Raw genomic sequence first — 15,161 nt, forward strand, 5'->3', positions numbered from 1 at the left:
GCGGGCCCACCGCAGCTCAGGCGGCGTTGCGGCGGGCCCGGGCGCGTACCCGCAGCGCACCGCCCACCAGCGCCCGGACCGGCGCGGACGGGCGGCGCACCCCGAAGGCCGTCCGCAGCGGCTCGTCCAGCAGCGAGGCGGCCACCGCCGGGGCCAACCGGGCCAGCGGGCCCGGGAGTCGGGACGCCAGCAGGCCGCCGGTCGCCTCCCACAGTGCCCGGCCGGGCTCGCTGGGGGCGAAGCTGCGGCGCTCGAACTCCGACATCCAGGCTTCCAGGCCGGGCAGTTCGCCGTCGGGCGGGTCCAGCGCGAGGGCGTCCGCCAGCTCCCGGTGGAAGGTGTACGCGGCCTCCCGTTCCGCTGCGGTGACCGCCCGTGGACCGTGCGCGTCGACGAACCGCAGCGGGCAGACGGTGAAGCAGGCCAGTACGTAGTGCATCAACTCGGCGGTGATGCCCGGCCGGTCGTGGACGCGGCGCAGCTCGGCGACGACCCGCCGCCCCTGCGCGCTGTCCGGGCCGTGGCCGATCAGGGCGAACATGGCCGCCCCGGTGGCCTTCGCCCGCGCCTTCGGCTCGCCGGTCATCCGGCCGGTTCCGTGCAGCACGGCCGCGATCTCGGGCACCGCGAACGTCCGGACGAACCCCAGGGTGAGGCCCACCCGCGACTCCTCCGGCATCGTCTCCAGGACGAGTTGTGCGTAGGGGTCGCGCGCGCCGGCGGGTGCGGTCACCGGGTCACCCCCGCCGCGTCGGCCAGCGCCTCGCCGGTGAGCGGGCCGTGCAGGCGGCGGGCGACCCGCACCAGGTGCGCTCGTTCCTCGGCCGGCGCCGCGTCCAGGCCGGGCAGGACCGCCTGGTCCTCGCGCGCCCTCGGCGGCGCCCCGGCGGCGAGGGCCGCCACCGCGGACCGCAGGGCCACCGCCACGGTCAGCGCCGCACGCTCCGCCGCGTCCAGGCCGGCCCGGTCGGCGACACCGTCGGCGGCGGCCAGGACGGCCGGGTCCACCCACGGACGCAGCGTCAACTGCCCGTCCCGGATCTCCAGTCCGCGCCGAGCGGTACGCCACTCCAGGTCGCGGACGGCGAGGCGCTCGGTCCGGCGCGAGGCGGGGGCCTCCAGGGCGAGGCGGCGGTCCGCCCGGTAGACGAGGTCCCACAGCGGGCGCAGGGCGCGGTAGTCACGGCGGCGGCGCAGGAAGGCGGCGCCGGCCGGGCCGGCGAAGCCGGCCGTGATGAGCACCGCGCCGACGGCGGCGAAGACCGGGCCGAGACCGGTGCTCAGCCAGTCCAGCCCGGCCACGCCGGCCGCCGTCGCGCCGATCGCCACGATCTTGCACAGCACGTACCCGCAGGCGGTGCGGGCGCCGAAGGCGATCAGCCGGATGCCGCGGCGCAGCCAGCCGGTCGGCAGCCGGGCGGCGTGGCCCAGGCAGACCCGGCCGATGTCGAGCAGGGCGAACGCGAACAGGCCCTGGTAGAGCGCGAGGAACAGGGCGGTGGCCGGTGTCGTCGCGTACGTGGTGTCGAAGGTCAGCGGCGTCTCCGGGCGGTACGGACCGCCCAGCAGGAACAGCCCGGCCATCGTCGGACCGAGGACAGCGAAGACCGCGAGCCGGCGGCGCGCCCGGCGCCAGGTCGCGGCCGGGGCCGCGTCCCACACCACCACCCCGGCGCGTTCGGCCGGCGGGGTCCAGATCAGGGCGAGCACCACGGCGGCGGCGGAGAACCCCGTGATGGCGAGGTAGACCAGCAGGGTCGCGAGGTTGCCGACGCCGGTGGCCCGGTCGATCAGCCCGTACAGGACCGGGGCGGCCATCAGGAACGCGGTCGCGGGCGAGGCGATCGCCAGGGCCACCACGAGCAGTCCACGGGACGGCTCGCGCCGCCAGGCCCGGATCTTCAGGGCCGCCACCACCCAGGCCGCCGAGCCGATGACCAGGTAGCCGACGTCGAACGGCAGGTCAGACATGCTGGCCCCGGCGGTGTTCGAGGGCCGGTGCCAGCTGGGAGGTGGTCCCGGCGCCGGGCGCGAGCACCAGGATCCGCATCAGCTCGGCGCCCAGCACCTCGGCCTCCTGCTCGGCCGCGTCGTCGTAGTGCGAGCGGCCGAGGACCAGCCGGAGCATGTCCGGGTCGATGGTCGGGAGTTCGACCCGGGCCGCCTCCTCATCCGGCGGCGGGACCTCCGCGAGGTGGCCGCAGAGCAGGTGGGCGAGCTCGTGGCAGATGATGTGCGCCTGGTGCAGCCCGGAGGTCTCCTGCTCGAAGTGGATCACGTCGGCGTCGGCCCGGCGCTCGACGAAGCCGGACGGCTCCCCCACCCGCATCCGCCGGGGCGTCAGCCGGACCGGGCGCCCGGAACGGTCGGCAACCGCCGCGCAGAGCTCCTCGACCGTGCTCAGCGGGGGCAGGTCCAGCGCTCTCGCCATGGCGCGCATCCGGCGACGGGTACGTCCTACAGCCTGCACGTGCTGCTCCCCCTCCGGCCGCCGCCAGTGCCCCAGCGGCATCTCCAGGTAGTCGGTCACGCCACGGGGTTGCCGTCGTCGCGGAGGCCGGCCGCCCTGCGCAGCTGTTCCACAATAGTGAGCGCGGCGTCCTGCATCTCGGGCGGCAGCCCGGCGGCCCGCATCGCGATCCGCTCCACCCGGGAGTCGCGCAGCGCCTCGATCTTCCGCAGGTCCCGCTCGACGGCCTGGGCGGTGGCGGAGTCACTGAAGTAGTCCAGCGGGACCCCGAAGAACTTGGCGATCTTGACCGCGTTCTCCAGGCTCGGCTTCTGGGTGCCCTTGCGGAGGTTGCCGATGTAGGTGCCGCTCAGGCCGGTCCCCTCGGCGATCTCCGAGTCGCGCCAGGGACGGCCGAGATCCTTGGGGTAGATCACCGCGATGAGTCTCCGGAAGCGCGCCGAGAACTCCGGGGGGTCGGGCGATTCCGGGGGTGAAGTTTCCGTGGACATATGGCGGATCATAGAACGGCCTGACGCGCCGCCAGAATCCGACTTCTGTACTGATCTGCACGATCGTTGCGGACCAAACCGACAAACCGTACGATTCTCCCGCCGGAGACCGCCCGGGCAATCAACGATAGTTGACACATTTTCACGGCCGGTGCAGGATCAAGAGCCTGGGCCGGGCTCACTCAGCACACCCGTGTGCCCCGGGCCTCCCCGCTACCGAGCCCCGGGCGCCGCTGCCCCACGGGGGTGGGCAACGGCGCTCGGCACCCCGCACACGACGGACGGCCCGGCCCACTCGACAACCGACGCACCGACGACGGCTCCCGGACGGTCACGATCGAGCGGGCCGGGGGCCGGGACCCTTCCGGCCGCGGCCCGCAGGACATCTCCAGCGGTGAGCAGTCGCGCCCGGAACGCGCCCAGCTCGCCCACGACCCCGGCGTCCCCCCGCCGGACCTGCCGCGACCACACTCCACGGCGTCACAGCCCGGGGGCGTGGTGGCCGTCCAGGAACCAAAGCGCGGCCGAGTACCAGGTCAGCGTGATCGCGCAGACGAGGAACGCGCCCGCGACCGGCAGGGCCCAGCCCGGCAGCCGGCGGTGGCGGACCACGATCACCTTCGCCGCGAAGGCGCCGTACAGGACACAGCCCGTGACCGAGTGCACCGCGACCCGGCTGTCGGACAACTCGACGCCGTAGGCGGTGATGCAGTGGTAGGCGATGGGCAGCGAGAGCAGGAAGGCGGCCAGCCCGACGGCCCGGTGAACGGTGCGCACCGGGCGAGGGGCGGCACCCGCACCCGGCAGACGGCGGTACATCCACAGGGCGAGCGCCACCTGCACCAGCGCCAGCCCCTCCAGGGCGCTGCCCAGCTGGGCCTTCAACCGGTTGGCGTCGTCGCCGTACTGCCCGAACAGGCCACTGGTGTAGTCAGGGGAGTGGGCACGGCCGAACCAGTACAGGCCGGCCGTGACCGCGATCGGGAGCAGGGCCCAGAGGGCGCGGGCCTGCCGCAGCCTGGGCCGCTCGGCGGGGTACATCGAGGTGTCCTTCGTCTTGGGCCGGTCGGGGTCAGCTGGGCTCGACCTTCGCGCCGGCCGCGTTGAGCACGTACCAGCTCGCGCCGAACTGGTTGAGGTCCTGGCCCGTGGTGTCACCGGGCTTGGCGTCGCCTGCGTAGTAGTAGAGCGGGTGGCCGTTGTAGGTGACCTGGGTGGCGCCGTCCGGGCGCTTGGTGGTGCCCAGCAGACCGGCCGTGGCACCGTCGCCGGCGGTCGCTGCCCCGGTCGTGGTGAACGGCGGCCAGGCGGCCGCGCAGGCGTCGGAGCAGGTGGACTGCGACGAGGTGTCGGCCTCGAAGAGGTAGAGCGTCCTTCCCTGGCCGTCGACCAGGATGGAGCCCAGTTCGCCGCCGGTGGCGGCGACCTTCACGGCGGCCGCGCCCGCGGTGGTGCCGGCCGAGCCGGACGCGCTGGCGTATGCGCTCTGCGAGGCGGACGCGGTCGCGGGGGCGGAGCTGGTGCTCGTCGAGCTCTTGCTGCTCGAGCAGCCGTTGCAGACGGCGGCGAGCAGCGCGACGGCGGCCGCGGTGGCCGCCAGGGAGGGGTGCCGCATGGGTGCTCCTTCGGGTGGCGTTCCTCCACTAGTGACCGGCCTTAACGCGTTGTCCACTGTCCGCGCCCGCAGTGTCGGCGCAGCGGGGGACTCCGTTGGCCCGAATGGTCGATCGCAGCGCCCCGGGGAGAGCCGCCCGGGTACAGGGCCAGGGATACACCCGGCTACTGACCTTCGGCGGGCTCACTCGACCCGTCTGCGGGCCACCGCCGCCGCCGCGCAGGCGCTCGGCCTGTCGAGCGTCGGACTGATCCGGGGCGCTGAGCCGGCCGACGCGGCCGGGATGGAGCTCGTACATTTCCCTGACAGGGATGTACCTCAAGCCCGTACGGTCTCCGCGTGACCAAACCAGCCGCCTGGCCCGCACGGGCTGGTTCGCCCTCGGCATCGTCAACCTCGGCACCATGGTTGGCGACCGGCACCTACGGGTGCCGCTCGATCACTGCCAAGGCGCCGACCTTCCGTAGCTCCGCCGAGACCTCAACCGGACGCTCTACCGGGTAGGGCACGCCGCCTACTTGGCAGACCATGACCTACCGTTGGAGGACGACGTACGGGAGATCATCCAGGAGGGCCGTGACGCCCGGTCTGTGGCATCGGTCGAAGGCTCGGACGTGGAGCTCACCACGTCGCTAGCGCTCGGCGTCACTGCACTGGACGAGGCGCTTGAAAAGGCCCAGGGCGAAGCGCTGGCGTGCGGCAGAGGACACCTTCAAGTTGCGTCGACCGGCTCCATCTCCTGTCCACCAGTCGCATCTGGCGCTGGCGGCAGTGCCCAGACAGTGGTCTCCATGTCGTCTCCGGCGTGTCGGTCACGCCTGGGGCCCTAGGCTCTTGGCTGGGTGTGCCGAAGGGAGAGTCCTGGTGTATCGGATGTATGAGGCAACAGCCAAGGACGCCGAGGCAATCGCAGCACTGGTGCGAGCCCGGTCTGCGTGGTTGTCCGCGCGAGGGCTGGGCGAGTGCGCGGACATGGCGGACGAGTACGGTTCGCAAGCCGGCAACCCGGCCTTTCCGGTGTGGGTGCTGGAGCACGAGACCGAAGGCGTCGTCGGCTGCACGTCGCACTTCGGGAACGAGGCCCTGCCGCAGTGGGCGTTCACGGAGGAGGAACGCACTGAGCCGACGCTGTTCCTCGCGACGACATTCACCGCCCCGAACCCGCACCGGCTCGGCCGACTGATCGCCTGGTGGTCCATGAACCGCGCCGCCGAACAGGGCCTCAAGTGGGTGCGGCGCGGGACCGGCCAGGAACAGCTGTCCCGCTACTACCAGGAGGCCCAGGGCTGGGATCTGTTGCGAGTCGCGGACCGTCGCGGGGCGAAGGTCTTCTTCCTCCAGCGCGAGGCGCAGACCGTGCCGGAGCTGGCCGGCCAGACGGGCTCGGGCTACATCGGCAAGAAGCTGGAGGGTCTCCAGGCCCGTCTTGTCCCGCTCATGGGCGATGGGCGAGCCTCGGAGCTGCACCAGCAGATTTCGGCGCTGTCGAGCGCCGCCTGACGAAGGAGCGACTGCATGTCGGACGAGGGCCGGATCTTCCGCGAGGCGTGGATCGCGGGCGTGACGAAGCACTACCCCGGCGAGCCGAAGCGCGGCTACATCGCGCCGTGGGATGAGACCCCGGAGTGGGAGCGACAGTGTGCCGCCGCCGTCTACGGCCAGGTACTGGCCTTCGTTCAGGTAAGCGCAGGCAACACGGCCAAGCTCAGCCGCGAGCAGAAGGGCCGCTTTGTCGCGACCTGCTGGATCGCACAGATCCACAAGCACATCGAGAACCCAAAGGCCGGCTACGTCGCTGACTGGGACGCGTTGCCCGAGTGGCAGCAGAAGACCGACGCGGACATCTTCGAGCGCATCGAGCAGACCGCCTCCTGATGGGTTGATCGTGCCTGGCGATGCCCTCGGAGCAACGCGGAAGCCCCCGCTCAGCGGCCGGGGGCTTCCTCGTATGCAAGCTGATCAACATAGGACGGTTGTCCAAAAAGTGGGACTGGACCGTCCCCTTCGGCGCGCAAAATCGGATGCACGCTCGACCACCGATCCGGTACGCCTGACGCGTGACCTCACACGAGAGTGGACATCGACAACTCGGCTTCTCGACCACGAGGCCGAGGACGTGCGGACTCGTGGACTGCTGACCCTGGCGGAAGACTTTCTGGTCGAGCGTGCCGGCCGGGCGCTCAAGGCCGGTGAGGTCCAGCAGTTCGGTCCCGTCTGGGAGGGCGTCGACTACGCGCACGTACGCAGCCTGGGCCGCCCGGCGGTGGTCGTCGCAGGCATCGACGTCACCGACCCGGCTGCCAGCGTGCCCGGCCGGGAACTGATCTTCGACTTCATCGGCATCCACCTCGGCCTCGATGGCAACGGCGTCACCTTCCACTACACCGCCGACATCCCCGGCGACCAGATCGTGGACATCTGGCACCCCGGCGACCCTGGGTACGACCGCTATTCACACTTCCCCCGAGGGTAGAAGCCGCGCGCTGCGGCTCGCCCGTGCCGTCCCCACTTCCACACGATCGCCACAGCGCACCCGGAAACAGGCCGGAACAGACACGAAGAGTGAGCAACCAGATACAGCTCAGGCGGACACAGAAAAGCCCCCTGACCTGCGATTATGCAGATCAGAGGGCCTTCCTCAGCCAGGCGACGGACGAGTCGGCCTTATACGCCGGGTTCTGTCTCCCGGGGTGCTTGCGCGGCCCGGGGAGGCGGCCATCCATCTAGGGCTGCCGTTGCCGACAGCCTCGTGCGGTCTACCCGCGGACTCGGGCGAGCAGCCCTCGGTCATCCGCGCACGGCACCCGAGGGTGCCGATCTTGACCTTGCTCCGAGTGGGGTTTACCTAGCCGGCCGAGTCACCTCGGTCGCTGGTGGTCTCTTACACCACCGTTTCACCCTTACCTGTGGCCGAGGCCGCAGGCGGTCTGTTTTCTGTGGCACTGTCCCGCGGGTCACCCCGGGTGGGCGTTACCCACCACCCTGCTCTGTGGAGCCCGGACGTTCCTCGGCGGGCCCCCGAAGGTGCCCGACGCGGCCGCCCGGCCGGCTCGTCCGCCGTACTGGTCATCGTAGCGGTTCGCTGCGGCTGCCCTGGACGGGTACCCGCGGGGGGTCGAGGCGGGCGGCCACCTCGGCTGCGGTGCGGGCGGCCCAGGGGGTGGTGGAGATCACCCCGAGCACCAGGACGGTCAGGCCGAGGCCGGCCATGATCCACCAGCCGGCGTGGGTGGCCTCGGTGAACCCGGCGGAGGTGGACGCGGCCGCCGCGGTGACCACGGTGCCGAGGACGGCGACGCCGAGGGCCTGTCCGACCTGCCGGCTGGTGGAGGCGACGGCGGCGGCCACGCCGGCCTGGGCGTCCGGCATGCCGGAGACCGCCGCGTTGGTGATCGGCGCGTTGACCAGGCCGAAGCCGACCCCGAAGAGTGCGTACGCGGTGATCAGCAGGCTCGCCGGGGAGTCGACGGCCAGCCGGGTGAGCAGCACCCCGCTGGCCGCCATGGTCGCGCCGGCGACGACCAGGGGCAGCCGGGGCCCGCGCCGTCCGACGATCCGTCCGGACACGGGTGCGGCGACCAGCGTGAGCCCGGCCATCGGCAGCGTCCACAGACCGGCTTCGACCGGGCTGTAGCCGCGGACGTCCTGCAGGTAGAGGGTGTTGAGGAAGAGGAAGCCGCCGAGCGCGGCGAACGCGCAGACCGCGCTCACGGTCGCTCCGGTGAACGGCACGCTGTGGAAGAACCGCGGGTCGATCAGCGGCTGGGCGACCCGGCGCTCCCAGAGCGGGAACAGCACCAGCGCGGCGAGCGCGACGGCGCCGAGCAGCAGGATCCCGGGCGAGGTCCAGCCGTACCCCGGGCCCTCGATGATCGCGGCGGTGCCGGCGCCGAGCAGCAGCACCATCAGCAGCTGCCCGACCGGGTCGAACCGGCGCGGCTTCGGCGCCCGCGACTCCGGGACGTACCGCCGGGTCAGCGCGGCGGCGGCGAGGCCGACCGGGACGTTGATCAGGAAGATCGACTGCCACCCCGCGGTCTCGACCAGGACGCCGCCGATCAGCGGCCCGAGCGCCATGCTGATCCCGACCACGCCGCCCCACACCCCGATCGCCTGGGCCCGCTCGCGCGGTTCGGTGAACGTGTTGGTGATGATGCTCATGGCGACCGGGTTCAGCATCGACCCGCCGACGGCCTGCAGCGCACGGAACGCGATCAGCCAGTCCAGGCCGGGCGCCAGGCTGCACAGCAGGGAGCCGAGGGAGAACAGCACCAGGCCGAGCAGGAAGATCCGGCGCCGGCCGATCCGGTCGGCGACGGATCCGGACAGCATCAGCAGCGAGGCGAGTACCAGGGTGTACGCGTCGATGATCCACTGGAGCCCGGAGGCGGACGCGTCCAGATCCTTCTGGATCGCCGGCAGCGCGACGTTCACCACCGTGTTGTCGAGACCGACGATGAACAGGCTCAGACAGCAGATCGCGAGGATCAGCAGGCGGCGGCGTCGGTCCGGCGCGGGGTTCGGTTCGCTCACGGCCCGATCATCGCACCGGCGCCGGGCCGCCGCCGTTCTCAGGCCGGGGCGAAGCGGACCGTGCGGGTGACCGGGTCCGCCGTGGTGAGCCGGACCCTGATCCGCTCGCCGAGCGGGAGCTGCCCGCCGCCCTCGCACCTGGCCACCACCGCCGGGTCGCGCAACTGCACGGTGCCCGTCCCTGGCCTGCGCTCGTCGATGTCGATGACGACGGCCTCGAAGTCCTCGCCGACCCGGCCGCGCAGCAGCTCGGCCTCGACCAGGTCGACGCAGGCTCGTTCGACCTCCCGGGCCCGCCGGTCGCCGCTCTCCATCAGCCCGGGGACGCCCGCCAGTGCCTCCTGCACCCAGCCGGGGACATCGGCGCCGCCCGCGACCGCCGCACAGATCTCCTGGGCGTAGCGGTCGCCCAGCCGCCGCAGCGGGGCGGTGCAGTGGGCGTACGGCGCGGCGAGCGCGGCGTGCCCCGGGTCGGCGGGCGGGCGGGTGCCCCGGGCGGCGTCGAAGGCCCGGTAGCCGGCGCCGCGCAGCAGCCCGGTGCACTCGTTGAGGAAGGCCGCGTCGGCGGTCCTGGCCGGGTCGAGCGAGCGGATCAGCTCGGGGTAGGGCATCCGGTCGGGCCAGTCGACGTGCAGGGCGCGGGCGACCCGGCGGAGCCGGGCGTACGCGGATTCGGGGGCGGCCGGGAGGGTGCGCAGCAGGCCGACGCCGGCGTCCAGCATGAGGTCGGCGGCGGCCATGCCGGTGAGCAGCGAGATCTGGGCGTTCCAGCCGTCGGCGGGACGGGGGGCGCGGTAGGCGAGCCGGTAGCCGCCGTCGTCGGTCTCCACCTCCTGTTCGGGCAGCGGCAGGCTGACGCCTCCCCTGGCCTGTTCCCGGGCCTCGCGGAGCCTGCCGATCTCGGCGAGTAGGTCGAGCTGTCGGTCGGCGGCGCCGGAGTCGACCGCGCGCTGGACGCCGGCGTAGTCGAGCCGGCGGCGGGAGCGGACCTGGGCGCGGCGGACGTCGGCGAGCAGGACGGCGCCGTCGGCGTCGAGGTCGAGCTGCCAGAGCAGGGCGGGCCGCAGTTCGCCGGGAAGGAGGCTGGCGGCGCCCTCGGAGAGCCGGGCGGGGTGCAGCGGGACGTTGCCGTCGGGGAAGTAGAGGGTCTGGATCCGGCGGTGGGCCTCGGTGTCGACGGCTCCGCCGGGCGTGACGAAGGCGGCGACGTCGGCGATCGCGTAGTGGACCCGGTAGCCGCTGCCGCGCCGGGCGAGGTGCATGGCCTGGTCGAGGTCGAGCGAGCCGGGCGGGTCGAGGGTGAAGAGTTCCAGGTCGGTGGCGTCGAGCTCGGGCAGCCGGGGCAGCGAGGCCGTCCGTTCGGCCTCGGCCAGGACATCGGCGGGCCATTCGGTGCGGATCTCCAACCGTCTGCGCAGCTCGGCGAGTTCGGTGTTGATCCGGGCGGTTTCGGCGGCTCGGACCCTCAGGTGTCGACGCGGCATGGTCGCAGCGTACGGCCGACCGGGCCGCTGGGCGCGTCGGAGCGGCCCGTAAGGTGGTTGTGGCGAAGGGGGATTGACCATGGTGGTGAAGGCGACGGGTGTCGCGGTGTCGGCCGCGCTGGCGGCGACGGGGGTACTGCACGCGGTGTGGATGCGCTCGCCGTGGCCGTTGGGTTCCCGGGCGGAGTTCGCGGACGCGGTGATCGGGGTGGGCGAGGAACACGTGCCGACGCCGGCGATGTGCGCCGGGGTGGCGGGCCTGCTGGGCGTGGCGGCCGCTGCGGTGGGCGCGCGGGCCGGGGTCCTGCCGGCGGTCGGCCCGGCCTGGCTGGCGAAGGCGGGCAGCGTGACCACCGCCGGGGCGCTGCTGGCGCGCGGGGTGGGCGGGCCGGTGCTGTTCGGCAGCGGGCGGATCGCGCGCTCGGAGCGCTTCGTGCGGCTGGACCGGCGCTACTACTCGCCGCTGTGCGTGGCGCTCGGCGCGGGGGCGGCGCTGGTGGCCGCCCGGGGGCGGGGCGGGTCCGCGTAGAGTGGCGGGGTTCGCTGCCACAAACTGTTGAGGGGTGTCACCGTGCTGGTCCTGCTGCCGCCGTCGGAGGGGAAGGCCGCTTCCGTGGCCGGGGCGCCGGTCGCGCTGGAGTCGCTGTCGCTGCCGGGGCTGACCGGGGCCCGGCGGGCGGTACTGGACGCGCTGGTCGGGCTGTGCTCGGGCGACGAGGAGCGGGCTCGCGAGGTGCTCGGGCTGAGCCCGGGGCTGCGCGGCGAGGTGGCGCGCAACGCCGCGCTGCCCGTGGCCGGGGCGCTGCCGGCGGGCGAGGTGTACACCGGGGTGCTGTTCGACAACCTCGCGCTGGCCAAGCTGGACGAGGACGCGTACGCGCTGGCCGAGCGCTCGCTGCTGGTGTTCTCGGGTCTGTGGGGCGCGGTGCGGATCGGCGACCGGATCCCGCCGTACCGGTGTTCGATGGGCGTGAAGCTGGCGCCGCTGGGGGCGCTCGGGGCGTACTGGCGGGGCGCGATGGCCGAGGCGCTCCCCGCCGTCGCGGACGGGCTGGTGCTGGACCTGCGCAGCTCGGCGTACGCGGCGGCGTGGAAACCGGCCGGCGAGGTGGTGGCGCGGACGGCGACCGTGCGGGTGCTGCAGGAGCGCGAGGTGGACGGGGTGCTCAAGCGCTCGGTGGTCAGCCACTTCAACAAGGCGACCAAGGGCCGGCTGGTGCGGGACCTGCTGACGGCGGGCGCGCAGCCCGCGTCGCCGGGCGAGCTGGTGGACGCGCTGGCCGGTCTCGGCTACCGGGTGGAGGTGTCCGCGCAGGGCACCACGCGCAAGCCCTGGCAGCTGGACGTCGTGGTCACGGACATCCACTGACCGGAACGCGAAGGGCCGGGCGGCTGCCCGGCCCTTCGTCGTCGTCGGCTTCGTCGGCGGCGGCTCACGGCCGGCCGGCCGCCGTCAGCGCAGGTGCCCGGTGTCGTTGAGCAGCCGGACCGAGGCGTTGCCGTCCGCGTAGTACTGGACGGCGCACAGCGAGGCGGCCGACAGCTCCATCCGGTAGACCGAGTCGGGCGGGGCGCCGAGCGCCAGCCGGACCAGGGTCTTGATCGGGCTGACGTGCGAGACCACCAGTACCGTCTTCCCGGCGTACCGGGCGATGATCTTGTCCCGGGCGACGCCGGCCCGGTGGGTCAGGTTGGTGAAACTCTCGGCGCTGCCGGTGGGCCTGGCCTTGGCGGAGCCGAGCCAGGCGTCGAGGTCCTCCGGGTACTTCTGCTGCACCTCGGCGAAGGTCATCCCCTCCCAGTCGCCGAAGTCCAGCTCGCGCAGACCCTCCTCGATCCGGACCTCCAGGCCGAGCCGGGCCGCGACGGCCTCGGCGGTCTGCCGGGTGCGCCGCATCGGGGAGCTGACCACGGCCTGCACGGTGCCGCGCGCGGCCAGCGCCTCGGCGGCCCGCTCGGCCTGCCAGCGGCCCTTCTCGGAGAGCTCCGGATCGCTGCCGCCGCTGCCGGAGAACCGCTTCTGCGGGGTGAGCGCCGTCTCGCCGTGCCGGAGCAGGACGAAGGTGGTCGGCGTGCCGAGGTCGGCGGGCGCGGCCCAGCCGGCCTTGGGGGCGGCGGGCTCGGCGAGCGGCTCCTGGGCGGGAGGCGCCGCCGCCGGGCGGGCCTTGGGCTCCCAGGGGCGGCCGGCCTGGCCCGCGTCCATGGCCTCGTTGGCCAGCCGGTCGGCGTCCTTGTTCTGCTCGCGCGGGATCCAGCGGTACGTGACCCGGCCGCGCGGCAGGACGGTGCGGGCCTCGGCGGCCAGCGGCTGCATGTCCGGGTGCTTGATCTTCCAGCGCCCGGACATCTGCTCGACCACCAGCTTGGAGTCCATCCGGACGTCCACGGTGGCTTCCGGATCGAGCTCGCGGGCGGCCCGCAGGCCGGCGATCAGACCCTTGTACTCGGCGACGTTGTTGGTGGCCCGCCCGATGAACTCGGCCGCCTCGGCGATGATCTGACCGGTGTCGCCGTCGCGGACGACCGCGCCGTAGCCGGCCGGCCCCGGGTTGCCCCGGGAGCCGCCGTCGGCCTCCACGACCAGTCTGCGGGGGGCCACCGGGTCAGGCGCCCGACTCGGCGGTGCGGACCAGGATCCGGCCGCAGTTGTCGCAGCGCAGCACGGCGTCGGCCGGCTCGGCCTTGATCGCGTTGAGGTCGGAGACGGCGAACTCCACCCGGCAGCCCTCGCAGCGGCGCTGGTAGAGGCGGGCCGCACCGACGCCGCCCTGCTGCTCACGCAGCCGGGTGTAGAGCTTGAGCAGGTCGGCGGGGACGGCTCCGGCGACCACCTCGCGGTCGCGCTGGACCTTCGCCGCGTCGGCGTCGATCTCGGCGAACGCGGCGTCCCGGCGGGTCTCCGCCTCCTTGAGGACGACCGAGGCGTGCTCCAGACGGGCGGTCAGCTCGGTGACCCGGGTCTCGGCGGACTCCATCCGCTCCATGACCTCGAGGACGACGTCCTCCAGGTCGCCCTGGCGCTTGGCGAGGGAGGCGGTCTCGTGCTGGAGGTTCTCCAGGTCGCGGGGCGAGGTGACGGCGCCGGAGTCCATCCGCTGCTGGTTGCGGGCGGCCCGGGCGCGGACCTGCTCCACGTCCTGCTCGGCCTTGACCTGCTCGCGGGTGGTGTCGCCGAGCTGGGCCTGGGCGGCGACGACCAGGTCCTTGAGCGCGGTGTGGTCCGCGCCGGCCTTGTCGATCTCGGCGTGCTCGGGCAGGGTGCGGCGCCGGTGGGCCAGCTGGTCCAGGCGGGAGTCGATGGCCTGCAGGTCGAGCAGGCGGATCTGGTCGGCGGGCGCGGCGTTCAAGCGGAGTGCTCCTGTGTCAATCGGTCAGCTGGTGACGCGGTCGGATGGTGACGGCGGTCGGACCGCGTCGTGGGTGTCAGGGGGCGGACGGCATCGGCGCGTGCGCCGTCCACGGGTCGGTGACCAGGGCGGAGACCTTGGCCTCCAGTGCCCAGCCGTACCGGTTGGCAGCGGTGAGCAGTTCCCCGGCCGCGAGGTTGAGCCAGGGCCACTCGGTGGCCCAGTGCGCGGCGTCGACCAGCGCGACCGGCGCCGCCTCGGTGGCCTCCGAGGCCGGGTGGTGGCGCAGGTCGGCGGTGACGTAGGCGTCCACCCCGACCGCCCGGGCCTGGGCGAGGAAGCTGTCCCCGGAGCCGCCGCAGACCGCGACCCGCTCGATCAGCCGGTCCGGGTCGCCCGCGACGCGGACGCCGGCGGCGGTGGCCGGGAGACCGGCGGCGACCTGGGCGGCGAAGGCCGACAGCGGGAGCGGGGGCTCCAGCACGCCGATCCGGCCGCTGCCGCGGCGGCCCTTGGGGTCGGTCGGGTCCGGGACGAGCGGACCGGTGACCCGCAGGCCGACGGCGTCGGCGAGCGCGTCGGAGACCCCGGGGTCGGCGTGGTCGGCGTTGGTGTGCGCGACGTGCAGGGCGATCCCGGCCCGGATCAGGGTGTGCACCACCCGGCCCTTGAAGGTGGTCGCGGCGACGCTGGTGGTGCCGCGCAGATAGAGGGGATGGTGGGTGACGACCAGGCCGGCGCCCCACTCGACCGCCTCGTCCACCACGGCCTGCACGGGGTCGACGGCGAACAGCACGCGCTCGACCTCGGCCCCGGGATCGCCGCAGACCAGGCCGACGGCGTCCCAGGACTCCGCCCAGCTCGGCGGGTAGACCTCTTCGAGCACGGTGATGACGTCGGACAGTTTCGGCACCTGTCGAGACTACCGCGAAGCGCGGCCCGGCCCGGCCCGGCAACCCGCACAGCTGCTCGTCAACCAGCGCGCGGGGGCGCACCGTGGGCCGGCCGACCGGCCGGAAACCGTTCCGACCGCTGTTCCCGGCCCACAGACCGGGGGTCGCACGCATTCGAAAACGAACCTGGATCACCCTTACGAGTGAAGTGACCCGATCGCCATTGAGTCACGTCGGTCCCGATAAGTAACTTCAGTGGTGCAAACGAGAGTTGTCCCGACCTGGGGGGTCAGGAAAAAGGGACGCCCCGTCGAATTGCCCGGCCCCG

The 15,161-nt window shown here is 73.3% G+C and carries 16 protein-coding genes and 1 other RNA gene; 5 read left to right on the plus strand and 12 right to left on the minus strand.

Features of this window, described 5'->3' with window-relative positions; all coding sequences use genetic code 11:
* Positions 1 to 16: 16 nt before the first annotated feature.
* The 6 genes from OG871_RS12235 to OG871_RS12260 form a co-directional block, all read right to left on the minus strand.
* Positions 17 to 733, minus strand: coding sequence for an oxygenase MpaB family protein (locus OG871_RS12235; RefSeq protein ID WP_371496768.1), 717 nt, complete (start codon positions 731 to 733; stop codon positions 17 to 19).
* Positions 730 to 1,971 (minus strand): MAB_1171c family putative transporter, encoded by a 1,242-nt coding sequence (locus OG871_RS12240; RefSeq protein ID WP_371496769.1) that lies wholly within the window; start codon positions 1,969 to 1,971, stop codon positions 730 to 732. The genes OG871_RS12235 and OG871_RS12240 overlap by 4 nt, the downstream gene beginning before the upstream one ends.
* Positions 1,964 to 2,431, minus strand: coding sequence for a hypothetical protein (locus OG871_RS12245; RefSeq protein ID WP_371496770.1), 468 nt, complete (start codon positions 2,429 to 2,431; stop codon positions 1,964 to 1,966). The genes OG871_RS12240 and OG871_RS12245 overlap by 8 nt, the downstream gene beginning before the upstream one ends.
* A 95-nt stretch (positions 2,432 to 2,526) precedes the next feature.
* On the minus strand, positions 2,527 to 2,886 hold the full coding sequence (locus tag OG871_RS12250) for a helix-turn-helix domain-containing protein (RefSeq protein ID WP_371496771.1): 360 nt from the start codon (positions 2,884 to 2,886) through the stop codon (positions 2,527 to 2,529).
* Positions 2,887 to 3,441: 555 nt separating this feature from the next.
* Positions 3,442 to 4,002 (minus strand): DUF6529 family protein, encoded by a 561-nt coding sequence (locus tag OG871_RS12255; protein ID WP_371496772.1) that lies wholly within the window; start codon positions 4,000 to 4,002, stop codon positions 3,442 to 3,444.
* Between the two features lie 31 nt (positions 4,003 to 4,033).
* Positions 4,034 to 4,576, minus strand: a complete 543-nt coding sequence (locus OG871_RS12260; protein ID WP_371496773.1) for a hypothetical protein — start codon at positions 4,574 to 4,576, stop codon at positions 4,034 to 4,036.
* A gap of 972 nt (positions 4,577 to 5,548) precedes the next feature.
* Here OG871_RS12260 and OG871_RS12265 point away from each other — a divergent pair.
* The 3 genes from OG871_RS12265 to OG871_RS12275 all read left to right on the plus strand — a co-directional run bounded on the left by OG871_RS12265 (position 5,549) and on the right by OG871_RS12275 (position 7,049).
* A complete protein-coding gene (locus OG871_RS12265; protein WP_371496774.1) occupies positions 5,549 to 6,076 on the plus strand; it encodes a hypothetical protein in 528 nt (175 codons plus the stop codon).
* A gap of 15 nt (positions 6,077 to 6,091) precedes the next feature.
* Entirely contained in the window at positions 6,092 to 6,451 is a 360-nt protein-coding gene (locus OG871_RS12270; protein ID WP_371496775.1) for a hypothetical protein, read from the plus strand.
* Positions 6,452 to 6,692: 241 nt separating this feature from the next.
* Positions 6,693 to 7,049: a hypothetical protein gene (locus tag OG871_RS12275; protein ID WP_371496776.1), complete on the plus strand. Its 357-nt coding sequence runs from the start codon at positions 6,693 to 6,695 to the stop codon at positions 7,047 to 7,049.
* Between the two features lie 177 nt (positions 7,050 to 7,226).
* Here OG871_RS12275 and rnpB read toward each other — a convergent pair.
* The 3 genes from rnpB to OG871_RS12290 all read right to left on the minus strand — a co-directional run bounded on the left by rnpB (position 7,227) and on the right by OG871_RS12290 (position 10,593).
* Positions 7,227 to 7,629, minus strand: an RNA gene (rnpB, locus tag OG871_RS12280) — RNase P RNA component class A.
* 13 nt (positions 7,630 to 7,642) lie between these two features.
* Positions 7,643 to 9,109 carry an MFS transporter gene (locus OG871_RS12285; protein WP_371496777.1) on the minus strand — a complete coding sequence of 489 codons (1,467 nt, stop codon included), beginning with the start codon at positions 9,107 to 9,109 and terminating at the stop codon, positions 7,643 to 7,645.
* 38 nt (positions 9,110 to 9,147) lie between these two features.
* A complete protein-coding gene (locus tag OG871_RS12290) occupies positions 9,148 to 10,593 on the minus strand; it encodes an RNB domain-containing ribonuclease (RefSeq protein WP_371496778.1) in 1,446 nt (481 codons plus the stop codon).
* A 79-nt stretch (positions 10,594 to 10,672) separates the two neighbouring features.
* Between OG871_RS12290 and OG871_RS12295 the strand changes: the two genes are divergently transcribed.
* Positions 10,673 to 11,122 (plus strand): DUF3995 domain-containing protein, encoded by a 450-nt coding sequence (locus OG871_RS12295; RefSeq protein WP_371496779.1) that lies wholly within the window; start codon positions 10,673 to 10,675, stop codon positions 11,120 to 11,122.
* Between the two features lie 42 nt (positions 11,123 to 11,164).
* The gene (gene yaaA, locus OG871_RS12300) at positions 11,165 to 11,962 is read left to right on the plus strand and encodes a peroxide stress protein YaaA (RefSeq protein ID WP_371503285.1); all 798 of its coding nucleotides are present in this window, start codon (positions 11,165 to 11,167) and stop codon (positions 11,960 to 11,962) included.
* Between the two features lie 84 nt (positions 11,963 to 12,046).
* Here yaaA and OG871_RS12305 read toward each other — a convergent pair whose 3' ends face one another.
* From OG871_RS12305 to OG871_RS12315, 3 genes are all read right to left on the minus strand, one after another.
* Positions 12,047 to 13,192 (minus strand): bifunctional RNase H/acid phosphatase, encoded by a 1,146-nt coding sequence (locus OG871_RS12305; RefSeq protein ID WP_371496780.1) that lies wholly within the window; start codon positions 13,190 to 13,192, stop codon positions 12,047 to 12,049.
* A 4-nt stretch (positions 13,193 to 13,196) separates the two neighbouring features.
* A complete protein-coding gene (locus tag OG871_RS12310; RefSeq protein ID WP_371496781.1) occupies positions 13,197 to 13,940 on the minus strand; it encodes a zinc ribbon domain-containing protein in 744 nt (247 codons plus the stop codon).
* 76 nt (positions 13,941 to 14,016) lie between these two features.
* Positions 14,017 to 14,853, minus strand: coding sequence for a Nif3-like dinuclear metal center hexameric protein (locus OG871_RS12315; protein WP_371496782.1), 837 nt, complete (start codon positions 14,851 to 14,853; stop codon positions 14,017 to 14,019).
* Positions 14,854 to 15,161 lie beyond the last annotated feature (308 nt).

The organism is Kitasatospora sp. NBC_00374, assembly GCF_041434935.1.
Classification (GTDB): Bacteria; Actinomycetota; Actinomycetes; order Streptomycetales; family Streptomycetaceae; genus Kitasatospora.

Bases quoted from the DNA above. Each gene is read 5' to 3' on its own strand.
- OG871_RS12240 (WP_371496769.1), bottom strand. From the start codon at position 1,971: ATGTCTGACCTGCCGTTCGACGTCGGCTACCTGGTCATCGGCTCGGCG.
- OG871_RS12245 (WP_371496770.1), bottom strand. From the start codon at position 2,431: ATGGCGAGAGCGCTGGACCTGCCCCCGCTGAGCACGGTCGAGGAGCTC.
- OG871_RS12255 (WP_371496772.1), bottom strand. From the start codon at position 4,002: ATGTACCCCGCCGAGCGGCCCAGGCTGCGGCAGGCCCGCGCCCTCTGG.
- OG871_RS12260 (WP_371496773.1), bottom strand. From the start codon at position 4,576: ATGCGGCACCCCTCCCTGGCGGCCACCGCGGCCGCCGTCGCGCTGCTC.
- OG871_RS12265 (WP_371496774.1), top strand. From the start codon at position 5,549: ATGGCGGACGAGTACGGTTCGCAAGCCGGCAACCCGGCCTTTCCGGTG.
- OG871_RS12270 (WP_371496775.1), top strand. From the start codon at position 6,092: ATGTCGGACGAGGGCCGGATCTTCCGCGAGGCGTGGATCGCGGGCGTG.
- OG871_RS12290 (WP_371496778.1), bottom strand. From the start codon at position 10,593: ATGCCGCGTCGACACCTGAGGGTCCGAGCCGCCGAAACCGCCCGGATC.
- OG871_RS12295 (WP_371496779.1), top strand. From the start codon at position 10,673: ATGGTGGTGAAGGCGACGGGTGTCGCGGTGTCGGCCGCGCTGGCGGCG.